At 66.8% G+C, this 24,348-nt stretch carries 22 protein-coding genes; 15 read left to right on the top strand and 7 right to left on the bottom strand.

Features of this window, described 5'->3' with window-relative positions; all coding sequences use genetic code 11:
* Together TVB01_RS15160 and TVB01_RS15165 are read left to right on the top strand one after the other, a co-directional pair.
* Window positions 1–931: hypothetical protein (locus TVB01_RS15160; RefSeq protein WP_422456739.1), on the top strand; the 931-nt coding region annotated here is incomplete at its 5' end.
* 61 nt (window positions 932–992) lie between these two features.
* Complete coding sequence (locus tag TVB01_RS15165) at window positions 993–2,333, top strand: APC family permease (protein WP_422456740.1); 1,341 nt, start codon at window positions 993–995, stop codon at window positions 2,331–2,333.
* A 63-nt stretch (window positions 2,334–2,396) separates the two neighbouring features.
* Here TVB01_RS15165 and TVB01_RS15170 read toward each other — a convergent pair whose 3' ends face one another.
* Both TVB01_RS15170 and lhgO read right to left on the bottom strand, forming a co-directional pair.
* Window positions 2,397–3,704: an MFS transporter gene (locus tag TVB01_RS15170; RefSeq protein WP_422456741.1), complete on the bottom strand. Its 1,308-nt coding sequence runs from the start codon at window positions 3,702–3,704 to the stop codon at window positions 2,397–2,399.
* Between the two features lie 73 nt (window positions 3,705–3,777).
* On the bottom strand, window positions 3,778–5,007 hold the full coding sequence (lhgO, locus tag TVB01_RS15175; RefSeq protein WP_422456742.1) for an L-2-hydroxyglutarate oxidase: 1,230 nt from the start codon (window positions 5,005–5,007) through the stop codon (window positions 3,778–3,780).
* A 48-nt stretch (window positions 5,008–5,055) separates the two neighbouring features.
* Between lhgO and TVB01_RS15180 the strand changes: the two genes are divergently transcribed.
* From TVB01_RS15180 to TVB01_RS15205, 6 genes are all read left to right on the top strand, one after another.
* The gene (locus TVB01_RS15180; RefSeq protein ID WP_422456743.1) at window positions 5,056–5,766 is read left to right on the top strand and encodes a GntR family transcriptional regulator; all 711 of its coding nucleotides are present in this window, start codon (window positions 5,056–5,058) and stop codon (window positions 5,764–5,766) included.
* Window positions 5,767–5,930: 164 nt separating this feature from the next.
* Entirely contained in the window at window positions 5,931–6,650 is a 720-nt protein-coding gene (locus tag TVB01_RS15185) for a histidine phosphatase family protein (protein ID WP_422456744.1), read from the top strand.
* Window positions 6,651–6,659: 9 nt separating this feature from the next.
* Window positions 6,660–7,220 (top strand): DUF3090 family protein, encoded by a 561-nt coding sequence (locus tag TVB01_RS15190; protein ID WP_422456745.1) that lies wholly within the window; start codon window positions 6,660–6,662, stop codon window positions 7,218–7,220.
* Window positions 7,220–7,987 (top strand): SCO1664 family protein, encoded by a 768-nt coding sequence (locus TVB01_RS15195; RefSeq protein ID WP_422456746.1) that lies wholly within the window; start codon window positions 7,220–7,222, stop codon window positions 7,985–7,987. The genes TVB01_RS15190 and TVB01_RS15195 overlap by 1 nt, the downstream gene beginning before the upstream one ends.
* A 153-nt stretch (window positions 7,988–8,140) precedes the next feature.
* On the top strand, window positions 8,141–9,598 hold the full coding sequence (locus TVB01_RS15200; RefSeq protein WP_422456759.1) for an aldehyde dehydrogenase family protein: 1,458 nt from the start codon (window positions 8,141–8,143) through the stop codon (window positions 9,596–9,598).
* 41 nt (window positions 9,599–9,639) lie between these two features.
* Window positions 9,640–10,413, top strand: a complete 774-nt coding sequence (locus TVB01_RS15205) for an SDR family NAD(P)-dependent oxidoreductase (protein ID WP_422456747.1) — start codon at window positions 9,640–9,642, stop codon at window positions 10,411–10,413.
* A 22-nt stretch (window positions 10,414–10,435) separates the two neighbouring features.
* Here TVB01_RS15205 and TVB01_RS15210 read toward each other — a convergent pair whose 3' ends face one another.
* From TVB01_RS15210 to TVB01_RS15230, 5 genes are read right to left on the bottom strand one after another with little or no spacing between them, the layout of a single operon-like run.
* Window positions 10,436–11,875, bottom strand: a complete 1,440-nt coding sequence (locus TVB01_RS15210) for an amidase (RefSeq protein WP_422456748.1) — start codon at window positions 11,873–11,875, stop codon at window positions 10,436–10,438.
* Window positions 11,872–13,656, bottom strand: a complete 1,785-nt coding sequence (locus TVB01_RS15215) for a dipeptide ABC transporter ATP-binding protein (RefSeq protein ID WP_422456749.1) — start codon at window positions 13,654–13,656, stop codon at window positions 11,872–11,874. Before TVB01_RS15215 ends, TVB01_RS15210 begins: the two co-directional genes overlap by 4 nt.
* A complete protein-coding gene (locus tag TVB01_RS15220; RefSeq protein ID WP_422456750.1) occupies window positions 13,653–14,540 on the bottom strand; it encodes an ABC transporter permease in 888 nt (295 codons plus the stop codon). Before TVB01_RS15220 ends, TVB01_RS15215 begins: the two co-directional genes overlap by 4 nt.
* Window positions 14,540–15,487, bottom strand: coding sequence for an ABC transporter permease (locus tag TVB01_RS15225; protein ID WP_422456751.1), 948 nt, complete (start codon window positions 15,485–15,487; stop codon window positions 14,540–14,542). The genes TVB01_RS15220 and TVB01_RS15225 overlap by 1 nt, the downstream gene beginning before the upstream one ends.
* 53 nt (window positions 15,488–15,540) lie before the next feature.
* On the bottom strand, window positions 15,541–17,058 hold the full coding sequence (locus TVB01_RS15230; RefSeq protein WP_422456752.1) for an ABC transporter substrate-binding protein: 1,518 nt from the start codon (window positions 17,056–17,058) through the stop codon (window positions 15,541–15,543).
* Between the two features lie 173 nt (window positions 17,059–17,231).
* On the opposite strand from TVB01_RS15230, the gene TVB01_RS15235 reads away from it, so the two are divergent.
* From TVB01_RS15235 to TVB01_RS15265, 7 genes are all read left to right on the top strand, one after another.
* Window positions 17,232–17,975: a FadR/GntR family transcriptional regulator gene (locus TVB01_RS15235; RefSeq protein WP_422456753.1), complete on the top strand. Its 744-nt coding sequence runs from the start codon at window positions 17,232–17,234 to the stop codon at window positions 17,973–17,975.
* Window positions 17,976–18,109: 134 nt separating this feature from the next.
* Window positions 18,110–19,054, top strand: coding sequence for a transporter substrate-binding domain-containing protein (locus TVB01_RS15240; RefSeq protein WP_422456754.1), 945 nt, complete (start codon window positions 18,110–18,112; stop codon window positions 19,052–19,054).
* On the top strand, window positions 19,051–20,016 hold the full coding sequence (locus tag TVB01_RS15245; RefSeq protein ID WP_422456755.1) for an amino acid ABC transporter permease: 966 nt from the start codon (window positions 19,051–19,053) through the stop codon (window positions 20,014–20,016). The genes TVB01_RS15240 and TVB01_RS15245 overlap by 4 nt, the downstream gene beginning before the upstream one ends.
* On the top strand, window positions 20,016–20,849 hold the full coding sequence (locus TVB01_RS15250; RefSeq protein ID WP_422456760.1) for an amino acid ABC transporter ATP-binding protein: 834 nt from the start codon (window positions 20,016–20,018) through the stop codon (window positions 20,847–20,849). The genes TVB01_RS15245 and TVB01_RS15250 overlap by 1 nt, the downstream gene beginning before the upstream one ends.
* Entirely contained in the window at window positions 20,846–21,988 is a 1,143-nt protein-coding gene (locus tag TVB01_RS15255) for a CapA family protein (RefSeq protein WP_422456756.1), read from the top strand. Before TVB01_RS15250 ends, TVB01_RS15255 begins: the two co-directional genes overlap by 4 nt.
* A complete protein-coding gene (locus TVB01_RS15260; protein ID WP_422456757.1) occupies window positions 21,978–23,219 on the top strand; it encodes a CaiB/BaiF CoA transferase family protein in 1,242 nt (413 codons plus the stop codon). Before TVB01_RS15255 ends, TVB01_RS15260 begins: the two co-directional genes overlap by 11 nt.
* Window positions 23,216–24,348, top strand: a 1,133-nt coding sequence (locus TVB01_RS15265) for a 2-hydroxyacyl-CoA dehydratase (RefSeq protein ID WP_422456758.1), incomplete at its 3' end; no start/stop codon positions are given. The genes TVB01_RS15260 and TVB01_RS15265, both read left to right, overlap by 4 nt.

A 24,348-nucleotide genomic window follows, 5' to 3' on the forward strand; every position in this document is an offset into this window, starting at 1 on the left:
CGGGGGAACGCCGCCGTCGCCCTACGATTGGACGGTGAGCGTCGCCGAAGCAAAGAGACAACAGCAGAAGAAAGACCAGCGGAACCTGCTGATGTTCCGCGCCGGCATGGTAGGTCTTCTGCTGGGAATGTTCGGCTGGATGGTCCGCAGCAGCCTCCTGGAAGCCTCAGTGTTCCTGGCCATCGGTGCGGCCTACTCGTTCCTTGTTTGGCGCGTCGCTTCGCAGTCGGCCAGGGCTGTCACCGTGATGTCCTGGTCCCTCATAGTGAACTTCTGGACCCTGATCTCGATTGACAACCAGCATCTCCTGGCTGTGCCCGCTTCGGGCCCTTGGTTCGTTGGAATCCTGGCGGGCGGCATGGCAGCGGGCTCCGTGTGGCTGGGCCCGCACGCCGGAGCGGAGTTCGCGCCGAAGAACAAGCGCAGGCCCGACGCCGACGGCAAGTATTCCGGCGGTTGGCGGCTCGCGCTGATCAACGGTGCCTGTGCAGCCTTGCTGCTAGGAATAGGAACGGCCGCGATTGTCCTGCTGTCGCCCCCGATGCCGGCCGGTGCAGTCCTCGTGGCCTCGTTCTTCGCCGGCTGGACACTGTTTCGGTTTCCACCGGCGTTGCCGGTCAGGAACGGCCTGGTGCTGCTGGGCACACCCGCAGTCTTCGTCGTGCTGGTGATCCTGGGCGGCACCGTGGGCCTGGTGTCCCTCCCCTACTCGTGGGCATACGGCGTCATGGCGGGGATCCTGATCGGCGGACGGCATTGGGCCGGGGACCGGCTCGGTGCTCCGCGGCCGCCGTTCAACTCGCAGCACAAGCGTCGCCGCCGCAGGAAACCACGCAAGAAGCACAGCACACCGTCAGGAGGCCGTTCGCAGCCGCGCCGCCTACCGGCTCAGCCGTTCCGGGCAGCCGCAATCGGAGGACTGAAAGACTAACCCGGCTCCGGAAGATAAAGATTCTCTTGCGCTGGAATGGCAAACGAATTCCAATAGCCCAATGACAAACGATTCCGGCTCGGACGCGTCAAAACCAGAAACCGGGCTGAAGCGGGCAATTGGTACGCCGCTGCTGTTCGCGTTCATCGTGGGCGACACTCTGGGTGCCGGCATCTACACCCTGGTAGGCACCATGGCCTCCGACGTCGGTGGCGCAATTTGGATACCCCTGCTGATCGCACTGGTCGTCGCGCTGCTCACGGCCGCGACGTACGCGGAGCTGATCACCAAGTACCCGCACGCCGGCGGCGCCGCGCGCTACGTTGACCGGGCCTTTGGCATCCCCTTTCTGTCCTTCCTGGTCGGCTTCCTGATGATGGCCTCCGGAATCACGACAGCCGCTACCCTAGCGAACGCTTTCGCGGGCGACTACCTGACAGCGCTCATCGATGTGCCGGCCGCCCCGGCAGCGGTCGTGTTCATCATCGTGCTGACGCTGATCAACCTGCGCGGCGTCCGGGAGTCCCTGACCGCCAACCTCGTGGCGTCCATCATCGAGGTCAGCGGCCTGGTCATCGTCATTTTCGTCGCTGGAATCGTCCTCACCTCGGGGAACGGGGAGCCCTCCCGGCTCCTCGAATTCGCACCGGACATACCGCCCCTCGAAGGCGCCTTCGCCGCATCCATCGTGGCCTTCTTCTCGTTCCTCGGCTTCGAGGCGGCAGCAAACATGGCCGAGGAGGTGCGCAACCCGTCCAAGTCCTACCCCCGGGCGCTGTTCGGCGCCATCAGCACCGCAGGGTTGGTCTATCTCCTCATCGCCCTCGGTGCCGTTATCGTCCTGCCCCCGGCAGAGCTGGCCGAGTCCACCGGACCCCTGCTCGACGTCGTTGCTGCCAGCGGCGTCGGCATTCCGCCCTGGCTGTTCAGCCTCATCGCCCTGATCGCCATTGCCAACGGAGCGCTGCTGTTCATGGTCATGGCCAGCCGCGTGGGCTACGGATTGGCGGAAGCAGGTCTGCTTCCCCGTGCCTTCAGCCGAGTGCTGCCGGGGCGCCGCACACCCTGGGTCTCCATCGTTGTCATTGCCGGATTGACGATCGTCCTCGCCCTGACCGGGAACGTCGCTTCCTTGGCCGAAACCACCGTGCTGCTCCTGCTCCTGGTCTTCCTGTCCGCCAACGTCAGCGTCCTCGTCCTCAAGAAGGACAAAGTCGACCACGACCACTTCGCCGCCCCCAGGTTCATACCGGTCCTCGCGATCATTGCGAGCATCGTGCTGCTGACCCAGCAGACCGGGCCCATCTGGCTCGGCTCCGCCGCCTACGTGGTGGTCGGTTCGCTGTTGTTCCTCGCCGCCAGGGCCCGGCGCAAACGCGAGAACCGGGTGAGTGACGGCTGAGCTGCGACCCCGGGCCGCGGTCGACACCATTCAGCCGGTGCGGCCGCGGACCGGGGTTCCACCCTAGTTGCGGGAGCTGCTGAAGCGGCGGCCCTGGTCGAAGGCGGCTCCGGCGAAGACCAAGAGTCCGGCCACCACCAGGACGATGCCGACGCCGGTGGTGGAGTTCGTGGGTGAGGCCACCACCATGGACAGCGCCCCGAGCGGAGCCAGGCCGCCCGCAATGGCGGTGCCGATCTCGCGGCTGGTGCCGACCCCGGTGCTGCGGGCTTCCGTGGCGAACTGCCGGCTCAGGAAGGCGCCCTGCGCGGAGAACATCATCGGTGCCAGGATGCCGGTGCCAATGCCGATGGCCACATACACGGCCCAGGACTCGCCCGTCTGCAGCAGGGCCAGGAAGGGGAAGGCAAACACGGCTGCCAGCACGCCGCCGCCAATGATGACGGTCTTGCTGCTGAGCTTGTCGCAGAGCCGCCCGAAGATGGGCACGGTGATCACGGCGACAATGCCTGCGATGAGGATGGCCAGCGAGTTGACGTTGGCGCTGATGCCCTGGAATTCGCGGAGGTAGGCCACGGAGAACGTCTTGAAAATGTAGCTGATGGCGTTGTAGCCGATGGCGACGATGAGGACCACCAGCAGGCCGCGCCAGTGATCGCGGAAGACCGTGCGCAACGTCTGCTTGGGCCGCTCGGCGGCAGCTTTCTCGTACTCGGGGGACTCCGGCATGGTCCGGCGGACCCAGAGGCCGATCATCACCAGCACAATGCTGGCGATGAAGGGGATGCGCCAACCGCCGTTGATCAGGAACTCGTCGCCGTTGAGGCTGAGCAGGAAGATCGTCAGAGAGGACAGGACCAGGCCGAGGTTCAGGCCTAGGGCCGGCCAGGCACCCTGCGAGCCGCGCTTGCCGGGACGGGCATGCTCGTAGGAGACCACGGCAGCACCGGCGTATTCGGCCCCGGCACCCATGCCCTGCAGGATGCGCAGGACCACCAGCATCGCCGGCGCCCAGTAGCCGATCTGCTGATAGGTGGGCAGGAAACCGATGGCCGCCGTCGTGGCGCCCATCAGGGAGAAGGTGACTACCAAGGTTTTCTTCCGGCCGAGCCGGTCACCCATTTGGCCGAAGATAATGCCGCCGATGGGACGGGCAATGAATCCGATCGCGAAGGTGGCGAAGGCCTGCAAGGTGGCAGTCTGGCTGTTGCCGGCGGGGAAGAAGACCTGCCCGAAGACGATCGAGGCCATCGTGGCATAGAGGTAGAAGTCGTACCATTCCACGGTGGTGCCCACGATCGTAGCTGTGGCCACGCGCCGCAGGCGGCTCTTTTCCTCCAGTGGAGTTTCGGCTTGCAATTGAGCAGTCACAAAAAGTACCTGTTTCTCGGACGGCAGGACGTGTCCTGCCGGGGGATTTGGATGGATCCGGCGTTGAGCGGAATTAGCCGGCCGGCGGGGCGCTGGTCAGCGAGTGCTCCTGGATGGCGGCTTCGACGATGTGTTCGGCGATGGCCAGGGACGAGGTCGCCCCGGGAGAAGGCGCGTTGCGGATATGGGTGACGCGGCCCTGATGCTGGATGACGAAGTCGTCCACGAGTGCACCGTCCCGGGTCATGGCCTGCGCCCGGATCCCGCGCGTTGCCCGGGTGGCATCGGCGTCGGCCAGGGACGGCACATACTTCTGGGCTTCACGCAGGAACCGTCCCTTGGAAACCACCGACTGGATCTCCCGCACGGCCGTGGGGAGGTTGCGGGCGGCAAACTTCCAGAACCCGGGGTTGGCGGCGACCTCGAGGCTGTCCTTGGGGTTGATACCCAGGCCACGGTAGATCTCCCGGGAGAAGGACAGGAAGGCGTTGGGGCCGACCATCATTTCCCCGTCGATGCGCTTGGTGAGATGGACGCCCAGGAAGGGATACTTCGGATCCGGAACCGGATAGATCAGTCCCTTCACATGCTGGCGGTAGGCGGCCTCGAGCACGAAGTACTGTCCGAAGAAGGGCACGATGCTGGGCTCGTCGGCCGCGTCCGAGGCCTTCGCCAAGCGGTCGGACTGCAGCCCGGAGCACACCACCACCAAGTCGAATGCCTGCCCGCCGGCGCGGGTGTGGACGGTGGCCCCCGACGCGGTGTTGGTGACCCGGAGTACCTCGGTGCCCATCCGCACGGCTCCCCCGGCAGCGGTCACCTCGTCCACGAGGGCCCGGGTCACCTTGGCGTAGTCGACGATGGCGGTGTGCGGGGAGTGCAGGGCCGCCCGGCCCACCGCGTTGGGTTCGATCTCCCGGATACCGGCCTGGTCCAGAAGCCGCACTCCCGGCACGCCGTTGGCCGTTGCCCGCGCATAGATGTCCTGCAGCCTCCGCTCCTCCACCTCATCGAGGGCGACGACGATCTTTCCGCACTCCTCATAGGGCAGCTCATGGTTGGTGCAGAACTCCTGCAGCAGGGTGACGCCCCGGCGGCACAGGCGTGCCTTCAAGCCTCCCGGCTCGTAGTAGAGCCCGGCGTGGACGACCCCGGAGTTGTGGCCGGTCTGGTGTGCGGCGGGCTCGGCTTCCTTCTCGAACACCGTCACGGCCGAACCCGGGAACCGCAGCGTTAGTTCACGGGCGACGGCGGCACCGATAATTCCTGCGCCCACCACGGCGAATGACTGATTGTTGGGCACTGGTACCTACCTCGTTGGGGGAGTGAAACGGAATGACATACTGATGTCGTGGAAAACGTTCGCCGGACCAGCAACCTGACCGATCAAGCGTTCGAACAGTTGCGGAAAGCGATCGTTTCGGGGCATCTCAAGCCCGGGGAGCTCTACACCGCCGGGCAGCTGGGCGAACAGATTGGTGTCTCGCGCACCCCTGTCCGCGAAGCCCTCCTTGAGCTCTCCCGCCTCGGCCTGGTCGAGATCGAGAAGAACCGCGGCATGCGGGTGGTTTCCACCAGCATTGAGGGGCTCATCCAGGGCTTCGAAGTGCGGTTGATGCTGGAGGTCCCGCTGGCACGCAGGGCCACCGAACTGCAGGACCAAGCGACGCTCGCCGCGGTGAAGGACACCTTTGGGCAGTTCCACGAAGCGGCGGCAACCAACGACGCCGAGGCCACCCTTCGCGCCGACCGGGATTTCCACCGGACGCTCCTGCTCGGCAGCCGCAACATCAAAGCTGTCGAGATCCTGCAGGAGCAGCGCAACCTGGTGCTTATGGGAGGCGTGGGAACGGTACCCACTTCCCGGACCGCGCTCGAGTGCTTCGAGGACCACCGGGACATCTATGACGCCTTCGTCCAGGGCGACGTCGACGGGGTCGGCCGCGCGATGGCCCGCCACATCACCCACACGGCCCAGATCCTGATTGCGCAGGAGACCCAAAGCCGGCCGGAGTTCGCCGAAGTTGACGCCGCGCGGCTGCTGGACTGGCTGACGCACTAACTGCCCCCTCAGGTGTGATCCACTCGACACCCGACGGTGACTCGGGCAACACTACAAAGGTTGCATGCAACATTCAACTTGATGCCCGGCAGCAACTGCGGGGAGCCCGTACCGACAGGCCACTCCATCCCCGCCCCGCCCGGGCAGGGAACTAGTCTGGGTGGATGGCAACAGTAATCCTCGTGCGGCACGGCCGCACCACAGCGAATGCCTCCGGCCTACTGGCCGGGCGGACCCCCGGCGTCAGCCTCGACGACGTCGGCCGGAACCAGGCGGACGCAACCGGGAAACGGCTCGCCGTCGTACCCCTGGTCGGCGTGGTGTCGAGTCCGCTGGAGCGCTGCCGGCAGACCGCGCAGTTCATCCTCGACCACCAGCCGGGCACTCCGCACGCACCGGTGGACGACGATCTCACCGAATGCGACTACGGCCAGTGGCAGGGCCAAACCCTTGCAGACCTCGCGAAGGAAGACCTGTGGAAGGTCGTGCAGTCGCAGCCCTCCGCCGTCGTCTTCCCCGGCGGTGAGTCGATGGCTGCGATGCAGGCCCGTTCGGTGGCAGCGATCCGGCGGCACGACGCCGCTTTCGAAGCCGAGCACGGTCCGGGTGCTGTCTGGGTGGCGGTGAGCCACGGGGACATCATCAAGTCGGTCCTGGCCGACGCACTCGGCATGCACCTGGATCTGTTCCAGCGCATCGACGTCGGGCCGGCGTCCGTGTCGATCGTGCGCTACGGCCCGGGGCGTCCCACCGTCCACGCCACCAATACCGACGCCGGAGACCTCTCGTGGCTTGCTGCCGCTGCTTCGAACGCTGCGGCACCCCACGATGCGCCGGTCGGCGGTGGCGCAGGCCACGCAGCACCACACGCCCAAGGAGCCTAGAGTAGTTCTATGCCTACCACCGTTCACGATTTCGACTGGCCGGACCGCGTAGTAGTCGGCACTGTCGGCGTCCCCGGTCAGCGCACGTTCTACCTGCAGGCGCGGGCGGGCAAGCAACTCATCAGCGTCGCCATGGAGAAGCTGCAGGCGGACCAGCTTGCCGAGAAGATCGACGAGATCCTTGACCAGCTGATGACCGTCGACGGCAACCCCTTCCACATTCCCCCGAACACTCCCCTCGAGCTCGTCGACAATGACGATCTGGAGACTGTGGAGGAACAGTTCCGGGCCGGCGTGATGAGCCTGGGCTGGGACCCGACGACGGCGCAGGTCGTCATCGAGGCCTACCCCATCGAGGAAGTTGATGAGGACGACGACGGGCTCCTTGAGGATGACGACGACGAGGCCGACGATGCCGCCGAAGTGCTGCGCGTGCGGATGCCGGTGGGCACCGCCCGCGCCTTCGCGAAGCGCACCCGGGAAGTGGTGGGCGCCGGGCGTCCGATCTGCGTGATCTGCGGTGAGCCGATCGACGACGACGGTCACACCTGCGCCCTGCCTGACGCCTGATGCCGGCGCCGGACCTGCTCGCCGATGAGCTGACCCTCACCGGGCGGATTACGACGGCGTCGAACGCCACGTTCCTGGGCAGCATCGGCGACGCTGCGGTCGTCTACAAACCCCTGGCCGGCGAGAAACCACTCTGGGATTTCCCCGACGGCTGCCTGGCGCACCGCGAAGTTGCTGCGTATCTGGTGTCGGAAGCACTGGGCTGGAACATCGTGCCGCGCACCTGGTTGCGGGACGGTCCGCTCGGCGAGGGCATGGTCCAGCTCTGGCAGGAAACCGACCCGGAGCAAGAGGCGGTGGATCTGGTGCCTGTGGAGGACGTGCCGGAGTCCGGGTGGAGAGAGGTCCTGCAGGGCCAGGACGAAAACGGGCGGGTCGTCGCGCTCATTCATGAAGACACTGCGGCGCTGCGGCGGATGGCGGTGTTCGACGTCGTCGTCAATAATGCCGACCGCAAGGGCGACCATGTCCTGGCGATGCCCGGCGGGCACCGTTACGGCGTGGACCACGGAGTCACGCTTCACGCCGAGCACAAGCTGCGGACGGTGCTGTGGGGCTGGATCGGTGAGGCTTTGAGCGCCGAGGAGCTTGAAGGTGTTGACCGGGTTCTTGGTGCCTTGGACGGCGAGCTGGGCGAGGAGTTGACCGAGCTCCTGACCGCTGAGGAGATTGAGGCGCTTGCCGCCCGCTGCGCCCGGCTGCGCTCGACGGCGGTGTTCCCTGGTCCGAGGGGCGGGATGCCTGCTGTGCCCTGGCCGCTGTTCTAGGCGTCCCCTACCGCCCAACGGGCCGGGACTGTCTTACTCTCCCGCGCCAAACCGTTGACCCCTGCGCCCCGGGCCACTAGCGTTCCCTGTACTGGCCTGACCAGTTAGCTTGGAGCTGCCTGATTGTCCGCAGAGTCGCCACACACGGGAGCCATCGTGAGATTTTCACCGCCCTACCCCGACGGACTTCCGGTGGGGGCCGCAGTCCAGGCCTGGACCCCCTGCCCGCAGAACTCGGTGATCACCTTCCCCTATGACGGCACCGAAATAGCCTCCGCACCCCAAGGCTCGGTGGACCATGCCGAACTGGCCTTGGCCGAAGCCGCCGCTGCCCTGGCCGTGACGTCCCGCCTGGGAACCGGAACCCGCCGTGCCCTGCTCATGGATATCCATGCCGCTCTCTCCAGGGAAGCAGCGGCGTTCGTCGATTTGCTGGTCCTCGAGACCGGCAAGCCGCTGGTCGATTGCCGCACCGAAGTCCAGCGAACCCTCGCCACCTGGTCTGCCGCAGCAGAAGAGACGGCACGCATCCAGGGAGAAACAGTCTCCCTGGACCTGCAGCCCCAGGGAGAAGGGATGCTCGGGTACTTCACCCGCCGGCCGGCAGGCGTCGTCGTCGGCATTGCGGGCTTTAACTATCCGCTGCTGCTGGCCAGCCACAAGCTGGCGCCGGCACTTGCCGCCGGCTGCCCCGTCATCATCAAGCCGTCCCCGGACACGCCGCTGACCACGCTCTGGGCCGTTCATTTGATCCGTATGGTGCTCGAATCCCACCGCGTGACGCCGGCTGCCGTCCAGCTGGTGACGGGAGGTCCCGACGTCGGTGCGGCACTGGTGAACGACCCGAGGGTCGCTGTTGTCTCCTTCACCGGTTCCGCCGCGGTTGGTCACCGGATCGCCAAGGCCGCCGCTCCGCGGAAGACGGTTCTTGAGCTGGGGTCCAACACCGGATTGATTGTTGCCGCGGACGCTGTCCTGGACGATGCGGTGGACGCTGTCATCCGTGGCGGTTTCTACGCCAACGGACAGGCCTGCATCTCCGTCCAGCGCGTGGTCCTGGCCGAGTCGATCGCTGACGAGTTCGAGCGTCGCCTGCTCGCACGGTTGCCCGAAGTGGTGGTGGGTGATCCCCGCACCGAAACCACCCGCGTTGCGCCGCTCATCAATACCGCGGCCGCAGACCGGGTGCTGGGCTGGATCAAGGAGGCAGTGTCCGCCGGGGCCCGGCTGGTTGCCGGCGGCGGCGCCGAAGGCAGGAGCATCTCCCCCACCGTTCTGGCTGATGTGCCCCATGACTGCAGTGTCTGGAGCGAGGAAGTCTTCGGACCGGTGGTGTGCCTGGAACGTGTTTCCGGCTTGGCTGAAGCGATCGAAACGGTCAACGATTCCCGGTACGGCCTGCAGGCCGGCGTGTACACGGCGTCGCTTCGGCAGGCGTTCCAGGCCATTGAGCAGCTCGACGTCGGCGGCGTGGTGGTCAATGAAATTCCCGGCTTCCGCTCCGACATCATGCCTTACGGCGGGGTCAAGGACTCCGGGATCGGCAGGGAGGGGCCGCGGTTTGCTATCGAGGAGTTCACCGTGACCCGCATGGCAATGATCCGCCCCTGACCCCTCCGCCTACCAGTATTCCCTTCAACGATAGGACCCTGATGACGAACTACTCGGATCTGTTCGATTTGGCCGGCCGACGCGTACTGGTGGTGGGCGCCGGCAGCGGGATCGGCCGGGAGTCGGCCCTGGCGCTGGCGGCGCACGGCGCCAAGGTGGTGTGCGCGGACCGGGACCCGGACTCAGCTGCTGCTACCGCGGAGCTGATCAGTGCAGCCGGGGAACCGGCAATGCTTGACGTGCTGGATCCGGCTGCTGTTCACGCGGCTGCGGAGCTCTACGCCGACTGCGCGGCACTGGTGTTCACGGCAGCCACGAACGTCCGCAAACGGATGGCCGACTACACGCTGGAGGAATTCGACCGGGTGATGAACCTGAATCTGCGTGCCTCCTTCACGCTGATGCAGGCCTACGCCCCGCGAATGGCAGCCAACGGGGGCGGAAGCATCATCGGATTCTCCTCGATCCGCGCCTCAGTGGTGGAGCCCGGACAAAGTGTTTATGCCGCCAGCAAGGCGGGCCTGGTCCAGCTGGCACGCACCGCTGCGGCGGAGTTCGGCCCCGCGGGTGTCCGCGTTAACGTCATCGCCCCGGGAGTGGTGGAGACGCCGCTGACCGCGCAGATCAAGGACAATCCGGACTGGTACGGAGCCTACGCAGCGAAAAGCGCGCTGGGCCGCTGGGCCCGGCCCGACGAGCTGGCCGGTGCCGTGGTGTACCTTGCCTCGGATGCGTCCACCTTTGTCACGGGCTCGGTCCTGACGGTCGACGGCGGCTGGACAGCCGTCGACGGCCGGTTCGATCCTCCGGCTTAGTTCCATCAAAGCCGGTTCCGGATCAGGCCAGCGCTGTCCAGTCCGGCGTGGAAGACTCCGGCCGCGCCGCTTCGTACCAGGCGGCAACCCGCAGCAGCTCGGCATCGTTGCCCACCGCCCCGGCAAGCTGCAGGCCAATGGGCCTGCCGTCAGAGGTGAATCCGCAGTTCACCGTGGCAGCCGGGTGGCCGGACATGTTGTACGGGACGGTGAACCCGATGTGTGCCATGGTCCGCTCCGGGTCAGGCACGGGCATCGGCTGTTCGGCGGGGAACGCGGCCATGGGCGCCACCGGTGAGAGGACGACGTCGTAAGGGGCGACGGCGCGCGCCGGCGCCTGCTGCATCCTTCCGATGCAGTGGAAATTGCGGATGGTCTGGCTGCTCGAGACCCCGGCACCGCGGGAACACCAGCGGACAATGTAGTCCAGCACCAGTTCCCGGTGCTCTGGTTTCAGTTCCTCCAGATCCGCGTAGGACCGGGTACGCCAGAATTCGTCCAGCCCGTGAAGCATCTCCTCATCAATGAACGGTGGCAGCAGCTCCACCACGGCCCCGGCCTCCTCAAACAAGGCGGCGGCCGCCTGAACGGCGGCAAGGACCTCGGGATCAGCTGCCTCGCCGCACCCGGCGTCCAGCTGCAGCGCAACACGCAGCGGCGCCGGATCCGCCGGCTCTGCGCTCCACTGCTGGGGCGGAAACGGCCTGGAGGTGTAATCCCGGGGGTCCGGCCGTGCCACCAGCTCCATCAGGACAACGGTGTCCCCCACAGTACGGGCCAGGGGGCCCGCCGCCCGGCCGGTATACGGCGCATCGAGCGGGACCAGCCCGGCGCTGGGTTTCAGCGTGGCCAGTCCCTGCCAGGTTCCGGGCAGCCGGATGGATCCGCCAATGTCCGTGCCCACGTGCAGCGGACCGTACCCGGCCGCCGCCGCACTGCCGGCTCCGGCGCTGGACCCACCCGTTGTCCAGGCAGGATTCCAGGCGCTCCGCGACACTCCGTGCAGGCTGGACACCCCGGAGGAGAGCATGCCCCAGTCCGGCATGGTGGTGGAGCCAAGGATCACCGCCCCCGCTTCCAGGAGACGGTCAGTGACGGGCGCGTTCCCGGAAGGCACCGGAGGATCGGGCAGGGCAGTTCCCGACGGTTTCGGGATGCCGGCCCGGGAAATGTTCTCCTTGATGCTGCAGGGCACGCCGTCGTAGGCACTGCGGGGCGAACCGGTCCGCCACCGGTCGGCACTGTCCCGCGCCTGCTGCAGGATGTCCTGCGGGTCCCACCGGTAAAACGCGTTCAGCTCCGGTTCCCGCTCCTGGATCCGTTCGATGACCGCTTCTGCTGCCTCTACCGGGTTCAGGGTTCCGGCAGCATAGGCGCTGCTGAGCTCGTCGGCGGAGAAGTCGTGGAGGTCCCGGCTGCGCGGGGTCGCCTGCTGCGGCGATTCATTGGCCGTCTCGGTCATGTTCTCTCTCCCTGGCTGGTCACTTCTTCCCTGCTCTCCATCGCCCGCCCGGCAATTTCGGTCCGCAGTGACATCGATGATGCAACCAGCGTCCGGGTGTACCCGTGGCGCGGATCTTCGTAAATCTGCTCCGTCGGGCCGCTTTCCACAATGAGCCCTTCATTCATGACCACTACGTTGTCGCAAAGATGCCGGACAACGCCAAGGTCATGGGACACAAAGACCAGGGTCAGGTTGTAACGGTCCACCAGGTCGGAGAGCAGGTTCAGGACCTGTGCACGCACTGAAACATCAAGGGCGCTCACCGGCTCGTCCGCAACGAGGATGCGCGGTTCGCCAATCAGGGCCCTGGCGATGGAAATCCGCTGCCGCTGTCCGCCGGAGAACTGATGCGGAAAGCGGTCCGCCGCCTCAGGGGGAAGGTCAACGGCCCGGAGCATTTCGGCCACGCGTTCGGCGTGCCGGCCGGCGCGTGAGCTTTCGCCCGGCAACAGCAGCGGTTCGGTGATGATGTCCCGAACCCGCATCCGCGGATTGAGCGATCCCATGGGGTCCTGAAAGACAATCTGGAGTTCGCGGCGCAGCTGGCGCAGTTCGTTTTCCCGAGCTCCGGCCACTTCGTTTCCGGCCACCGTGACGCTGCCGGAGGTGGGCTGGTCCAGTCCGGCCAGGATTCGCAGCAGCGTGGACTTGCCGGACCCGGACTCACCCACCACGCCGAACCGCTGCCCCGCAGCCACCTCAAACGAGATGCCCCGCAGCGCCTGCACCTCCGCAGGCGCACCAAACAGAGAGGTGCGTCCGCGCCGGTAGGTGCGCACCAGGTCCTGCACCCTGATCAGCGGCTCGACGGCGTCGGCGCCCGCTCCGGGGTCAGTCAGGGCAGGCCGGTCAGGCAGGGCAGGAAGCGCCGGCGGCGTCGTAGCTTCAGACACGCTCTTCGGCGGCACATAGGCATCGGCCGAGGCCACCGTGAACAGCCTGCCGTCGCTGTCCGTTGCCTCCAGGTCCGAGGCCGCCAGCAGGCCCCGCGTGTAGGCGTGCGCGGGACGGGTCAGCACCTGCTCCGCGGTTCCCTCCTCCACCACACGGCCCTTATTCATGACCAGGACGCGGTCACAGATACTCGCCACTACGGACAGGTCGTGGGTGATGAAGAGCAGGCCGGTGGCGCGCCGGCTCACGGATTCCAGGATGAGGTCCAGCACCTGGCGCTGGACGGTCACGTCAAGGGCGGTGGTGGGCTCATCGCACAGCAGGAGCGCCGGATCGTTGGCCAGCGCCATGGCCAGCATGGCGCGCTGGCGCTGCCCGCCGGAGAGCTGATGGGGATAGGCCCGGGCGGCTTCCGCGGGGTCGGGAAGCCGGACGGAGGCCAGCATCTCCACTGCCTTCTCAGCAGCCGCCCGCCGGTTTGGCACCGTGCGGTGTTTGAGCATGACTTCGGCAACCTGCGGACCTACCCGCATGAGCGGGTTCAGCGCACTCATCGGTTCCTGGAACACCATGGTCATCCGGTTGCCGCGAATCCGCTGCATCTGGCTGTCCCGGGCCCCCACCAGCTCATGGTCGGCTCCGGCCAGGTGGATGGAGCCGGTGGCGGAGACCCCTTCCGGCAGCAACCCCATCAAGGCCGTGGCGGTCATGGACTTGCCGGACCCGGACTCGCCGATGAGCCCTACCCGTTCACCGGTGCCCAGCTCCAGGTTGAAGCCTTCAACCAGCGTGCGTTCTCCGGCGGACACCCGGAGGTCCTTTACCTTCAGCAGCGCCTCATTCATCGCGCAGCCTCCCCGTTGAGCTTGGGGTCAAACCGGTCGCGCAGACCGTCGCCCAGCAGATTGAAGCCCAGGACCGCCAGCGCAATGGCGGCTCCGGGCCAGATTGCGAGCGCCGGAAAGGTACCCAGGAACTGCTGGGATTCCTGAAGCATCCGGCCCCAGGAGGGAACAGGCGGGGGCGTGCCCAGTCCCAGGAAGGAAAGCGCGGCTTCCGCCAGGACGGCCAGCGCAAAGGTGACCGAACACTGCACCACCAGCACCCCCGCAATGTTCGGGAGCACATGCCGGCGCGCTATGCGCAGTGCGCTCTGGCTGGAGGCGCGGGCGGACAGGACATACTCGGTGCTCATCACCTGCATGGTTCCGCTGCGTGCCACGCGCGCGAAGCCCGGGATCGACCCGATGCCAATGGCGACCATCGCCGTCGTCGTTCCCGCTCCAAACACCGCTCCGAACATGATGGCAACCAGCAGCGCAGGAAAGGCCATCAGGATGTCTGCGGCGCGCATGCTGACTTCCTCGGCTGCACCGCCCCGCATTCCGGCCAGGATGCCCAGCGGCGTTCCAATGAGAAGGGCAATGCCTACGGAGATCAGGCCCACCAGCAGGGTGATCCGGGCGCCGTAGAGGATTCCCGAAAACACGTCCCTGCCGTAGCGGTCCGTTCCCATCAGATGCTCCGCGCTGGAGCCGAGCAGCCGATCCGCGGGTGAGGCCCGGACCGGATCGTAGGGTGTCCAGAAAAAGGAGAGGAGGGCGGCTGCGACGACGATGGCCACCAGTGCAGCGCCGACCATCAGGGTGGGCGAAGGCTTGCCGCGGCCGGTACGCCCGACGGGAACCGGAGCCGCCCCGGTGAGGGCAGCCGGCGTGGGATCGCTCATCAGGCCTTCTTCCGGATTCGGGGATCCAAGACGGTGTACAGGACATCCACCAGCAGGTTGATGGTGAGGGTGATGGCCACCAGCACCATGACCACGGACTGCACGGTCAGCAGGTCCCGGTTGCCCACCGCGTCCAGGAGCAGGGAGCCCAGTCCGGGGATGACGAAGACACGCTCAATCACCACGGCGCCGATGATCAGGGCTGCCAGCTGCACGCCGGTGACCGTGAGCACGGGGATGGCGGCGTTGCGCAGGCCGTGCTTCACCAGGGCTTCAGTCCGGCCCAGCCCTTTGGCGCGGGCGGTGCGCAGGTAATCTTCGCTCATGATTTCCAGGACGGCGGAGCGCACGTACCGGGTGAGGATGGCGCCCTGAACGGAAGCCAGCGCCAGCACGGGCAGGAAGACCCGGCGGAGGAAGTCGCCGAAGTCCTCCCCCGGCGGCGTCCATCCATTGGCAGGGAACCAGCCCAGTCCGACAGCGAACACCACCACCAGGAGGATGGCTGCCAGGAATCCCGGAACTGCCACGCCCACCTGGCTCAGACCGCTGAGCAGGATTCCGCTGATCCTGCGGTGGTTGACCGCCATCAGGGTTCCCAGCGGCACGGCGATCAGCAGGGCAGTGGCCATGGCCAGCCCCACGAGGATCAGGCTTACCTGCACCCGGTCCAGGATCAACGGGGTGATGTCCTGGCGGGTGACGTAGCTGGTGCCGAAGTCTCCGCGGAACAGGCCAAGCGTCCAGTCGAAGTACTGCACCGGCAGGGGCCGGTCAGTGCCGAATTCCGCCCTGGTTTCCGCCAGCAGCTCCGGTGTGGCATTGACGCCCAGCGCAATTTGGGCCGGATCTCCGGGCACGGCACGCATGAAGATGAAGACCGCCACCGTGGCCACCATGAAGGTGACGGCGAACCGTGCCGCGTTGACCAGCAGCCTGATGCCCATGCGTGCCTCTTTTCAGTCTGTGCCGCAGGCTCCGCGGGATGCTCTCACGCCGGTCAGCTCCAGCCGATTCCGGTCAGGTCCAGGGCCTCGGTGACGGAATTGGCGGGGACGCCGGTGACGTCGGCATCGGCCACCACAATGTTCGGAAACAGGAACAGCACTCCGGCGCCTGCGTCTTCGGTCACCGTGCGGACCACGTCCTTCATACCGTCCACGTAGCCGGCCTCGTCGGCGGCGTCCGCTGCGGCGGCCGTCTCTGCGATCTTGGAATTGTCATAACCCAGGTAATAGTCCGGGTTGTTGAACATGGTCAGGAAATCCCGGCTTTCAACCGCGAGCACCACCGACATGTCGTAGTCATGCTGCGTGAAGACCTTGTCCAGCCACACAGCGGGGAACTCGGCTGACTCGATGGTGGCATTGATGCCCACCTCAGCCAGCTGTGACACCACAATTTCGGAGACGGCAGTGGCGTAGGGACGGGTCGGAACACTGAAGGTGATGTTGAGGTCCTCGGCACCGGCTTCGGCCAGCAGCGAGCGGGCCTTGTCCGGGTCATAGGCGTTGACGCCGGTCAGGTCCTCGTAATACGGGTCGGTGGGTGGCACGGCCGCACCCACCACGGTGCCGTAGCCGCTCCACGCCGTATCCAGCACAGCTTGGCGGTCGATGGCGTGCATGACGGCCTGGCGCACGCGGACATCGTCAAATGGCGCCCGCTTGTTGTTCATGGACAGGATGATTTCGCCGTTGGAGGTGCCGTCCAGCACCTGGTAGGCGTCGTCGCTTTCAAAGGTGGAGAGCAGCTCCGGTGCCTGCATGTTGTAGACCACGTCCACATCTCCCGAGCGCAGCGCGTTGGTGGTGGCCGTCGCGTCCGCGAAGTAGCGCAGCGTTGCGGTCTCAACCTGGGGCGCCTCGCCCCAGTAGTCCTCGCGTGCCTTCATTTCGATGGACTGCCCGCGGTTCCAGGCCTCAATGGTGAACGGCCCGGTACCGATGGCGGTGTTTGCCAGATCGTCCACACCGCTTTCATCGAACATTGCTCCCACCGGCGTGCCGAGGTCAAAAAGCCAGGCGTTGCTGGGCCGGCTCAGCACAATCTCCACCTCGGTGTCACCCAGGACGTTGACCACCTCCACGATGGCCATCTTGTCCTTCAGGCTGGACACCCATGCCCCCGAGGTGACCCGGTCCAGGCTGAACTTCACGTCATCAGCGGTAAACGGCTCACCGTTGGAGAAGGTGACGTCCGGCTGAAGAGTGAACGTATAGGTGCGGCGGTCCTCGCTGATGTCCCAGGACTCGGCCAGCAGCGGCTGGATGGCGCCGTCCTGGTCAATTTCCACCAGGCCTTCATACACGTTGGTCATCAGCGCCTGGGGGATGGCGGCGCCGGCGGTGGTGGTGAAGTCAAGGTTGGTCGGTTCTCCGGTGAGGGCCACCGTGATCGCGGAGCGCTCAACGGACTCGGCCGGCTCCTCCCCGGACGAACCTGCTGAACAGGAGGACAGACCCAGAACAGACGCAGCCAGCAGGACCGCGGCCGCCCGAGAAGGTGAACGATTCATGAGGGGATCTCCGTCTTCCGGCATGACCAACAATGTGAACCAGACAACATCATTGGATGCCAGCCTGTCTACCTATTCATCTGGTCTTACCAGTGAAAGTTTTTGGACAGAGTTATTCCGCTGGCGCGCGGCAGCCCGGTACATTCAGAAAAACTTCCACGGTGAAGGGCCGCATGAGCAAAGTCCGTTTCTCCCCGGCAGTCCCTGTTTTGACCTATGAACGCGTTGTGGAGCAGATCGAAGCAGTCATCGTCTCCGGTGAGGTACGCCCTGGACAGCATCTGCCCAGCGAACGCGAGCTGATGGTCCAGTTCTCTGTTAGCCGCCCCACGGTGCGCGAAGCGCTTCGGGTACTGCAGAGCCGGGGGCTCATCGCCTCCCGTCCCGGAGGACGCTCCGGACCGGAGGTGCTGCCCCTCACCGGACAGGCGCTGCAGCAGTCCTTCACCACGCTGGCAAGAATTGCTTCCCTGTCCCTCTCGGACCTCGTCCAGTTCCGCGTCATCCTGGAAAGCTCCGCCTGTCGGCTCGCGGCCGCCCTGCACACCCCCGCGCAGCTTGCCGCCATGCGCGGCGCCGTAGAGCGCATGGAATCCGCAGCCGGCCGCATGGACCTGTTCAATGCAGCGGATCTGGAGTTTCACGCCGTCGTGTGGGAGGCCAGCCACAACCAGCTCCTGCAGGCCAGCGGCCAGGCCGTCTCCGGCGCACTCCTTGACCTCATGAATGACAGGATTTCTTCGGCCGGCGACCCCGGGGCCGCCATGCGGGATGCCGCCGCCAGCGACCGAAAGCTCTTTGGCGCTATCGCAGAAGGAAACAGCGCGGCGGCCGGAGAGCAGGCCCGGCGTTCGATCACGGCCACGTACGGCGGGTATCTGGACACCGATGGACGCAACGGACTGGCCGCGCTCTGAGCCTGTGACCAGCTGCCGCCCATGCACTCGCAGCGGTCTCATCACGCAACAAATTCTTGGTGATTAATATCAAGCCGCATGATATTCTCCTCGCATATTTGATCCGTGATGCAGCTCACACTCAGGAGATCGCCATGAAACTCAACCGATTCAGCACCGTCGCCGTTGCCGGTGCTGCCCTGCTCGCCCTCGCGTCCTGTTCATCCGCCGGCGGCGATAGCGACAGCGAACCTACAGCCAGCCAAGGCAGCAGTGTTGCTGCGGGCGAGGTCAACACCGAAGCACCGGTCTATGATCAGCTGCCGGAAGCCATCAAGTCCGCCGGCGTCATCAACATCGCCGGAGACACCCACCCGCCGTACCGCACCCTCGAGCAGAACGGTGACATCACGGGCATTGACCCGGACATCCAGACGGCTCTTGCCGAGCAGTTGGGCGTCCCGTTCGCCATCCAGACGGCGTCCGGCCTGGATGCCATGCTCACCGGAATGCTCTCCGGCCGCTATGACGCCTTCAACGGACCGGTCCGCACCACGCCCGAGCGGGAGGCCGACTTCGACGCCGTCGTCTGGATGACCACCCGCACCTCGTACCTCTACCTCGCCGAGCGGAAAGAAGAGCTCGGCGCCCCCGAGGACCTCTGCGGCGCCCGCGTGGCCGGGGTCACCGGATCAGTGACCGAGAGCCAGCTGGAGCGTTACACCGAATGGTGCTCTGAGAAAGGCCTTGATGCGCCCGAGTTCGTCGGGCTGAAGGACACCAACTCCACCATCCTCGCCGTGCAGTCTGACCGCGCGGACTATGCCGGCACCACCCAGACTGCTGCACTCGACATTCAGTCACAGGATGAGGGCACCTTCGAGTTCCTGGTGCAGAGTGACGAGCAGGGCGCCGGCGTGGACCAGCTCGCCATGTTCCTGCCGAAGGACAACGAGCTCTCGCCGGCCATGCTCGCCGCCTTCGAGGGCATCTTCGAGAACGGCGAGTACGACCGGATCATGTCCGAATGGAAGCTCGACGACGTCGTGGTGGAGAGCCCCACGCTAAACCCCATGACCGCGGGTGAGTCCGGCAAATGAGCGTAACGGACACCCCCATGTCCTCCGGACCCGCTGTGCGCACCAACGCCGTGGACGTGGCCCAGGCCCGGCCACGGATTCGGCCGCTGCGTATTTTGGGCACTGCCCTGCTCCTGTTGATCGCCGGCAGCATTGCGTACTTCCTCGTCACGAACAAACGGTTCGAATGGCCCGTCGTGGCGGAGTACCTCTTCGCCCCCAGCGTGCTGCTCGGCCTGGTGACCAGCATCCTGCTCATGGTGGTCACCATGGTCATCGGCACGCTGCTCGGCACCGTCCTGGCCGCAGGCCAGCTGAGCGACTACTGGCCCGTCCGTGCGGCCTGCATGGCCTTCGTGGGCTTCTTCCGCGGTGTTCCGCCGCTGGTCCAGCTGATCTTCTGGTTCAACCTCGCCTACCTGGTCCCCCGCATCGCCGTGGGGGTGCCGTTCGGCCCGGAGTTCTTCAGCTGGTCCACCAACGACCTCATCACCCCGCTGACCGCCGCCATCATTGGCCTGTCCCTGCACGAGGCCGCCTACATGGCGGAGATCATCCGTGCAGGCATCCTGTCCGTGGACCAGGGACAGCACGACGCCGCGTCCGCCATGGGATTCAGCTGCTGGCACTCCTTCACCCGGATTGTGATGCCGCAGGCCATGCGCGTGATCATTCCGCCGACCGGATCCCAAATCATCGCCACCCTCAAGGGCACCTCGCTGGTGAGCGTGATCGCCATGGGGGACCTGCTGCACGCCGTCCAGGTCATCTACAACCGCACCTATGACGTGGTGCCCATGCTGATCGTGGCCGTGATCTGGTACCTCGTGGCCGTCACGATCCTGACCTTTTTCCAGCGCCGCGTCGAGGAGTACTACGGCCGGGGTGCCACGCGCCACGCGCCCAAGGCAACCGCCAGTTCCAAGCCCACCGCCGTCACCGCCGGTACTACTGCCGCGATCCGGACCCAGGAGAACCAATGATGAACTCCGCACAGACCCCGGGTGGGACAAGTGCCACGGGTACAGCGACGGCGACACGTCCCGTCCTCGAGGTAGTAGGCCTGCGCAAGCGCTTCGGCGACCACACAGCCCTGGACGGCATCGACCTCACCGTCAACGAGGGCGAGGTGGTGGCCGTCCTCGGCCCCTCGGGGTCGGGCAAATCAACCCTCGTCCGCTGCCTGGACCAACTCGAAACCATCGACGGCGGCGCCATGTACCTGGACGGGGAACTGCTCGGCTTTGAACAGGGAAAGGTCCTGCGCCCGCTGACCGATGCCGGCGTCCGCGCCCAGCGCCGCCGGATGAGCATGGTGTTCCAGCAGTTCAACCTGTTCCCGCACTGGACCGTGCTGCGCAACGTCACCGAGGCCCCCATCGCCGTCCACGGCGTTGCCCCGGCCAAAGCCAAGGCGCAGGCACTGGACCTGCTGGAAAAGGTCGGGCTTTCGGATAAGGCTTCCGCCTACCCGCGGCAGCTTTCCGGGGGCCAGCAGCAGCGCGTTGCCATCGCCCGGGCGGTGGCCGTGGAGCCGCGCGTCCTGCTCTTCGATGAACCCACCAGCGCCCTGGACCCGGAACTGATCGACGAAGTACTGCAGACCATGAAATCCCTGGCCGCCTCGGGGCGGACCATGGTGGTGGTCACCCATGAGATGGAGTTCGCCCGCGAAGTCGCGGACCGCTGCGTGTTCATGGCAGACGGCCGCGTCATCGAAGACCGGCCCGCAGAGGCATTCTTCCGCAGCCCGCAGACTGACCGGCTGCGCTCCTTCCTGGCCCGCTCAATGCGCAGGAACGACGAGCAGCAGTGACAACTACCCTGATGGCCACCGGGGATCTGGTCCTGGAACGGAAAGACGCCTCATCCCTCTTCAGCGCCGTTGCCCCCGTGCTGGCCCAAGCGGATTGTGTCATCGGCCACCTCGAGGTCCCGCACACCAACTCCACCACCACGGCGTCGTCGGACGTGCCCGCACTGCCGGCCCCGCCGTCGGCCCGCGCCGCCGTGGCCGACGCCGGATTCGACGTCCTCACCCTGGCCGGGAACCACGTGTACGACTTCGGCGCGGAAGGCATTGAAGACACCCGGCGGCATTGCCGCGAAAGGGGCATGGCCACCACCGGCGCCGGACGCAACCTCGCAGAGGCCTGGGAACCGGCGGTCACCGAGCACACCGGCCGGCAGGTGATCGTGCTCAGCGTCAACTGCGTGGGGCCCAGGGAGTCCTGGGCCGGCAGCTCGAAAGCGGGCTGCGCCTGGGTTGAGGTCGTCACGCACTACGAGCCCCGGGGCGCCAATCCCGGCGGCCCGCCGCGCACCTACACGTTCGCCGAACCGGGCTCCCTGGCCGCTTTCACCGACCAGGTGACACGCCATGCCCGCCGGGGTGCCGCCGTCGTCGTCGCCCTGCACCAGGGTCTGGTGCACCAGCCGGTGGAGATCGCGCAGTACCAGTACCAGATCGCCCACGCAGCCATCGACGCCGGGGCTGTGGCTGTGCTGGCCCACCACGCCCACATCCTCAAGGGTGTGGAGGCCTACCGCGGCCGCCCGATCTTCCACGGTCTGGGCAACTTCGCCACCGTGACGCGGGCACTGGGCGGCGCCCCCGGCGATTCGCCCGAGCGGCGGGCCTGGGCCCGGGAGAGGACCCGGCTGTTCGGCTTCCAGCCGGACCCCGCCATGCCCGAGTACCCGTTCCACCCGGAAAGCCGGAACACCCTGATCGCCGTTCTGACTCTGGGACCGGAGGGCAGCGTTGCAGCGGAAGTTCTTCCCTGCTGGATCGACGACGACGCCCGCCCTGTCCCGCTGGCCCGCGCCGACGGCGGGGAACAGGTGGGCGACTACCTACAGCGCATTACCCGGGAAGCCGGTCTGGACACTGTCCTGGACTGGGCAGGAGACCGGCTGACCGTTCACTTGAAGGAGACACCCCATGAGCATTAACACCAAACCCCTGGCGGGCAAGACAGTTATCGACCTGACGACGGCGCTGGCCGGCCCCTACGCCACCTTGCTGCTGGCGGGGCTGGGGGCCAGGGTCATCAAGGTGGAGAACCCCACCCGGGGCGGGGACTCCTCCCGCAACAACTCCCCCTACGTCACCTCCCAGGGCCTGAATGTCCGGCGGACGTCGGAGGACGATATGTCCGTCTCGATGATGCTTCGGGGCCGGGGCAAGGAGTCGGTGACGCTGAACCTGAAGCACCCGGAGAGCAAGCAGGTATTGTTCGACCTCATCGCCGAAGCGGACATCCTGGTGGAGAACTACAGCGCCGGCGTGACCAAGCGTCTCGGTGTCGATTATGCGAGCGTGCGCCACCTCAACGAGAAACTGGTCTACACCTCCATCAGCGGGTTCGGCGCCGGCACTGAAAATGGGGACCGGAAGGCGATGGACACCATCGTCCAGGCGCTCAGCGGCGTCATGATGACTGCCGGGGAGCCGGGGCAGCCGCCGGTGCGATTCGGCCTGCCGATCGGTGACCTGTCCGCTCCGCTGTTCGCCGTCATCGGCACCCTGAGTGCCTTGCTGCAGGCCGAGCACACCGGCCAGGGACAGCACGTGGACGTGTCGATGCTCGGCGCGCTGACGTCGATGGTGGCCTGCGAACCCTTTGATGCCCTTGAATCCGTGGGCTTCCCGCTGCGCACCGGCGCCTACGTTCCCCGCCTGGCGCCGTTCGGCACGTTCCGTGCAGCCGACGGGTACTTCGCGATCTGCGCACCCACGGACCAGTTTGCGGCAGGCGTGCTTCGCGCCATTGAACGCCCGGATCTGCTGGACTCCGAAGACTTCGGCACCCGCGATGCCCGGGTAGCCAACGCCGACCGCCTCCACGGGATCATCGCAGGGTGGGCCGCCGAAAAACCCCTGTCCGAGGTGCTGGAAGCCCTCACGTCCCACGGTGCTCCCGCTGCACCGGTCCGGACAACTGCCGAGGCCGTCCGGGACCCGCTGGTGCTCGCCCGCGGCGAAGTGGTCCCGCTGTCCCACCCCAAGTTCGGCCACTTCGACGGCCTCTTCGGCTCGGGGCTGCCCATGGTCCTTTCCGGCAGCCGCACCACGCTGGACGCTCCGGCCCCGTACCTGGGCGAACACACGGACGTGGTCCTGAAGTCCCTGGGCTATGACTCCGACCGGATCGAGAACCTGCGCACCGCGGGTGTGTTGTGACAGCAGAGCCTGTGACGGCACCGGCACCCGCGAATCCGGCGCCCCGGATCGGGATCATCGGGGCGGATGCGCCCCGGCAGATTCTCCTGGCCGCGGGGGCGACGCCGGTGCGGCTGTTCGGTGCCTGGTCCGGGGACGTCTCGCGGGAAGCGGCTGAGCTGCTGGGCGCGGCCGACGCCGTTGCCGCCCGGGTGCTCGACGGCGTCCTGTCCGGTTTCCACGACGACCTCGTCGGGCTGGTGGTCTGCAACGACTCCGCCGCGAACCTGCGCGTGTACTACGTGCTGCGGCTGCTGGCAGAGCGCGGGCGCATCCCGTACCCGGTCCATCTGCTGGATACGCCCCGTGGCGGCGGCCGGCATGTGAACCTCTTCGTTGCCCGGCAGTACGAGCGGCTGGCGGGATTCGTCTCCGCCTGCACGGGGCAAGTGCTCGACGCCGATACGTTGGCTGCCGCTGCCGCCCGAGAGAAGTCGCTGGGTGAGGCCCTCGGACGGGTGCGGGATCTGCGCGTCTCGGGTGCCCTTCCCGGGGGCGCCGCCCTGCGGTGTTACGCGGCCGCGGCCCAGCTGGCGCCGGAGCAGGCACTGGCTGCCATCGAAGCGATCCTCGACGAACAGGCTGCCGAGCCGGGAACCACGCTGCGGGTGTTTATGACCGGCAGCTCGCACCCGGACACCACCGTCTATGAGGCGCTCGAGCAGTCCGGCATCGTGGTGACAGGAGAAGACCACGACGCCGGGGATGCCGCCTGGATCGGACAGACCGTGGACGCCGCTTCGCCCGGCGAGGCCTTCCGCGCCCTGGCCGAACTGCACGCGCAGCGGGCGCCGTCGGCGTCGCGGTCCCTGACCTCCGAACGGACCGAACACCTGCTCGCCGAAGTCCGCCGGACCGGCGCCGCCGGAGCGGTGGCACTGGTCCGGGACCTCGACGACGGACCGGTCTGGGACCTGCCCGGCCCGCCCGCGGCGCTGGCCGCCCGCGGGACCAGGCACGCCCGCGGCCGGCGCCGTGCCCCCCCCCGCCCCCCCCCCGCCCCCCCCCCCCCCGGGGGGGGCGGGTCGCGTCCTGGGCTGCGGCCAGGTCCCTGGCTCCTGCCAGGTCCGCCGCATATGAGGTGCTGCTC

This window comes from Arthrobacter sp. 7Tela_A1, from assembly GCF_049311065.1.
Classification (GTDB): domain Bacteria; phylum Actinomycetota; class Actinomycetes; order Actinomycetales; family Micrococcaceae; genus Arthrobacter_B.

Excerpts from the sequence above, each read along its gene's own strand:
- TVB01_RS15205 (WP_422456747.1), top strand. The coding sequence starts at position 9,640 with ATGACGAACTACTCGGATCTGTTCGATTTGGCCGGCCGACGCGTACTG.
- TVB01_RS15185 (WP_422456744.1), top strand. The coding sequence starts at position 5,931 with ATGGCAACAGTAATCCTCGTGCGGCACGGCCGCACCACAGCGAATGCC.
- TVB01_RS15165 (WP_422456740.1), top strand. The coding sequence starts at position 993 with ATGACAAACGATTCCGGCTCGGACGCGTCAAAACCAGAAACCGGGCTG.
- TVB01_RS15250 (WP_422456760.1), top strand. The coding sequence starts at position 20,016 with ATGAACTCCGCACAGACCCCGGGTGGGACAAGTGCCACGGGTACAGCG.
- TVB01_RS15190 (WP_422456745.1), top strand. The coding sequence starts at position 6,660 with ATGCCTACCACCGTTCACGATTTCGACTGGCCGGACCGCGTAGTAGTC.
- TVB01_RS15260 (WP_422456757.1), top strand. The coding sequence starts at position 21,978 with ATGAGCATTAACACCAAACCCCTGGCGGGCAAGACAGTTATCGACCTG.
- TVB01_RS15215 (WP_422456749.1), bottom strand. The coding sequence starts at position 13,656 with ATGAATGAGGCGCTGCTGAAGGTAAAGGACCTCCGGGTGTCCGCCGGA.
- TVB01_RS15220 (WP_422456750.1), bottom strand. The coding sequence starts at position 14,540 with ATGAGCGATCCCACGCCGGCTGCCCTCACCGGGGCGGCTCCGGTTCCC.
- TVB01_RS15245 (WP_422456755.1), top strand. The coding sequence starts at position 19,051 with ATGAGCGTAACGGACACCCCCATGTCCTCCGGACCCGCTGTGCGCACC.
- TVB01_RS15210 (WP_422456748.1), bottom strand. The coding sequence starts at position 11,875 with ATGACCGAGACGGCCAATGAATCGCCGCAGCAGGCGACCCCGCGCAGC.
- TVB01_RS15235 (WP_422456753.1), top strand. The coding sequence starts at position 17,232 with ATGAGCAAAGTCCGTTTCTCCCCGGCAGTCCCTGTTTTGACCTATGAA.
- TVB01_RS15225 (WP_422456751.1), bottom strand. The coding sequence starts at position 15,487 with ATGGGCATCAGGCTGCTGGTCAACGCGGCACGGTTCGCCGTCACCTTC.
- TVB01_RS15240 (WP_422456754.1), top strand. The coding sequence starts at position 18,110 with ATGAAACTCAACCGATTCAGCACCGTCGCCGTTGCCGGTGCTGCCCTG.
- TVB01_RS15230 (WP_422456752.1), bottom strand. The coding sequence starts at position 17,058 with ATGAATCGTTCACCTTCTCGGGCGGCCGCGGTCCTGCTGGCTGCGTCT.
- TVB01_RS15195 (WP_422456746.1), top strand. The coding sequence starts at position 7,220 with ATGCCGGCGCCGGACCTGCTCGCCGATGAGCTGACCCTCACCGGGCGG.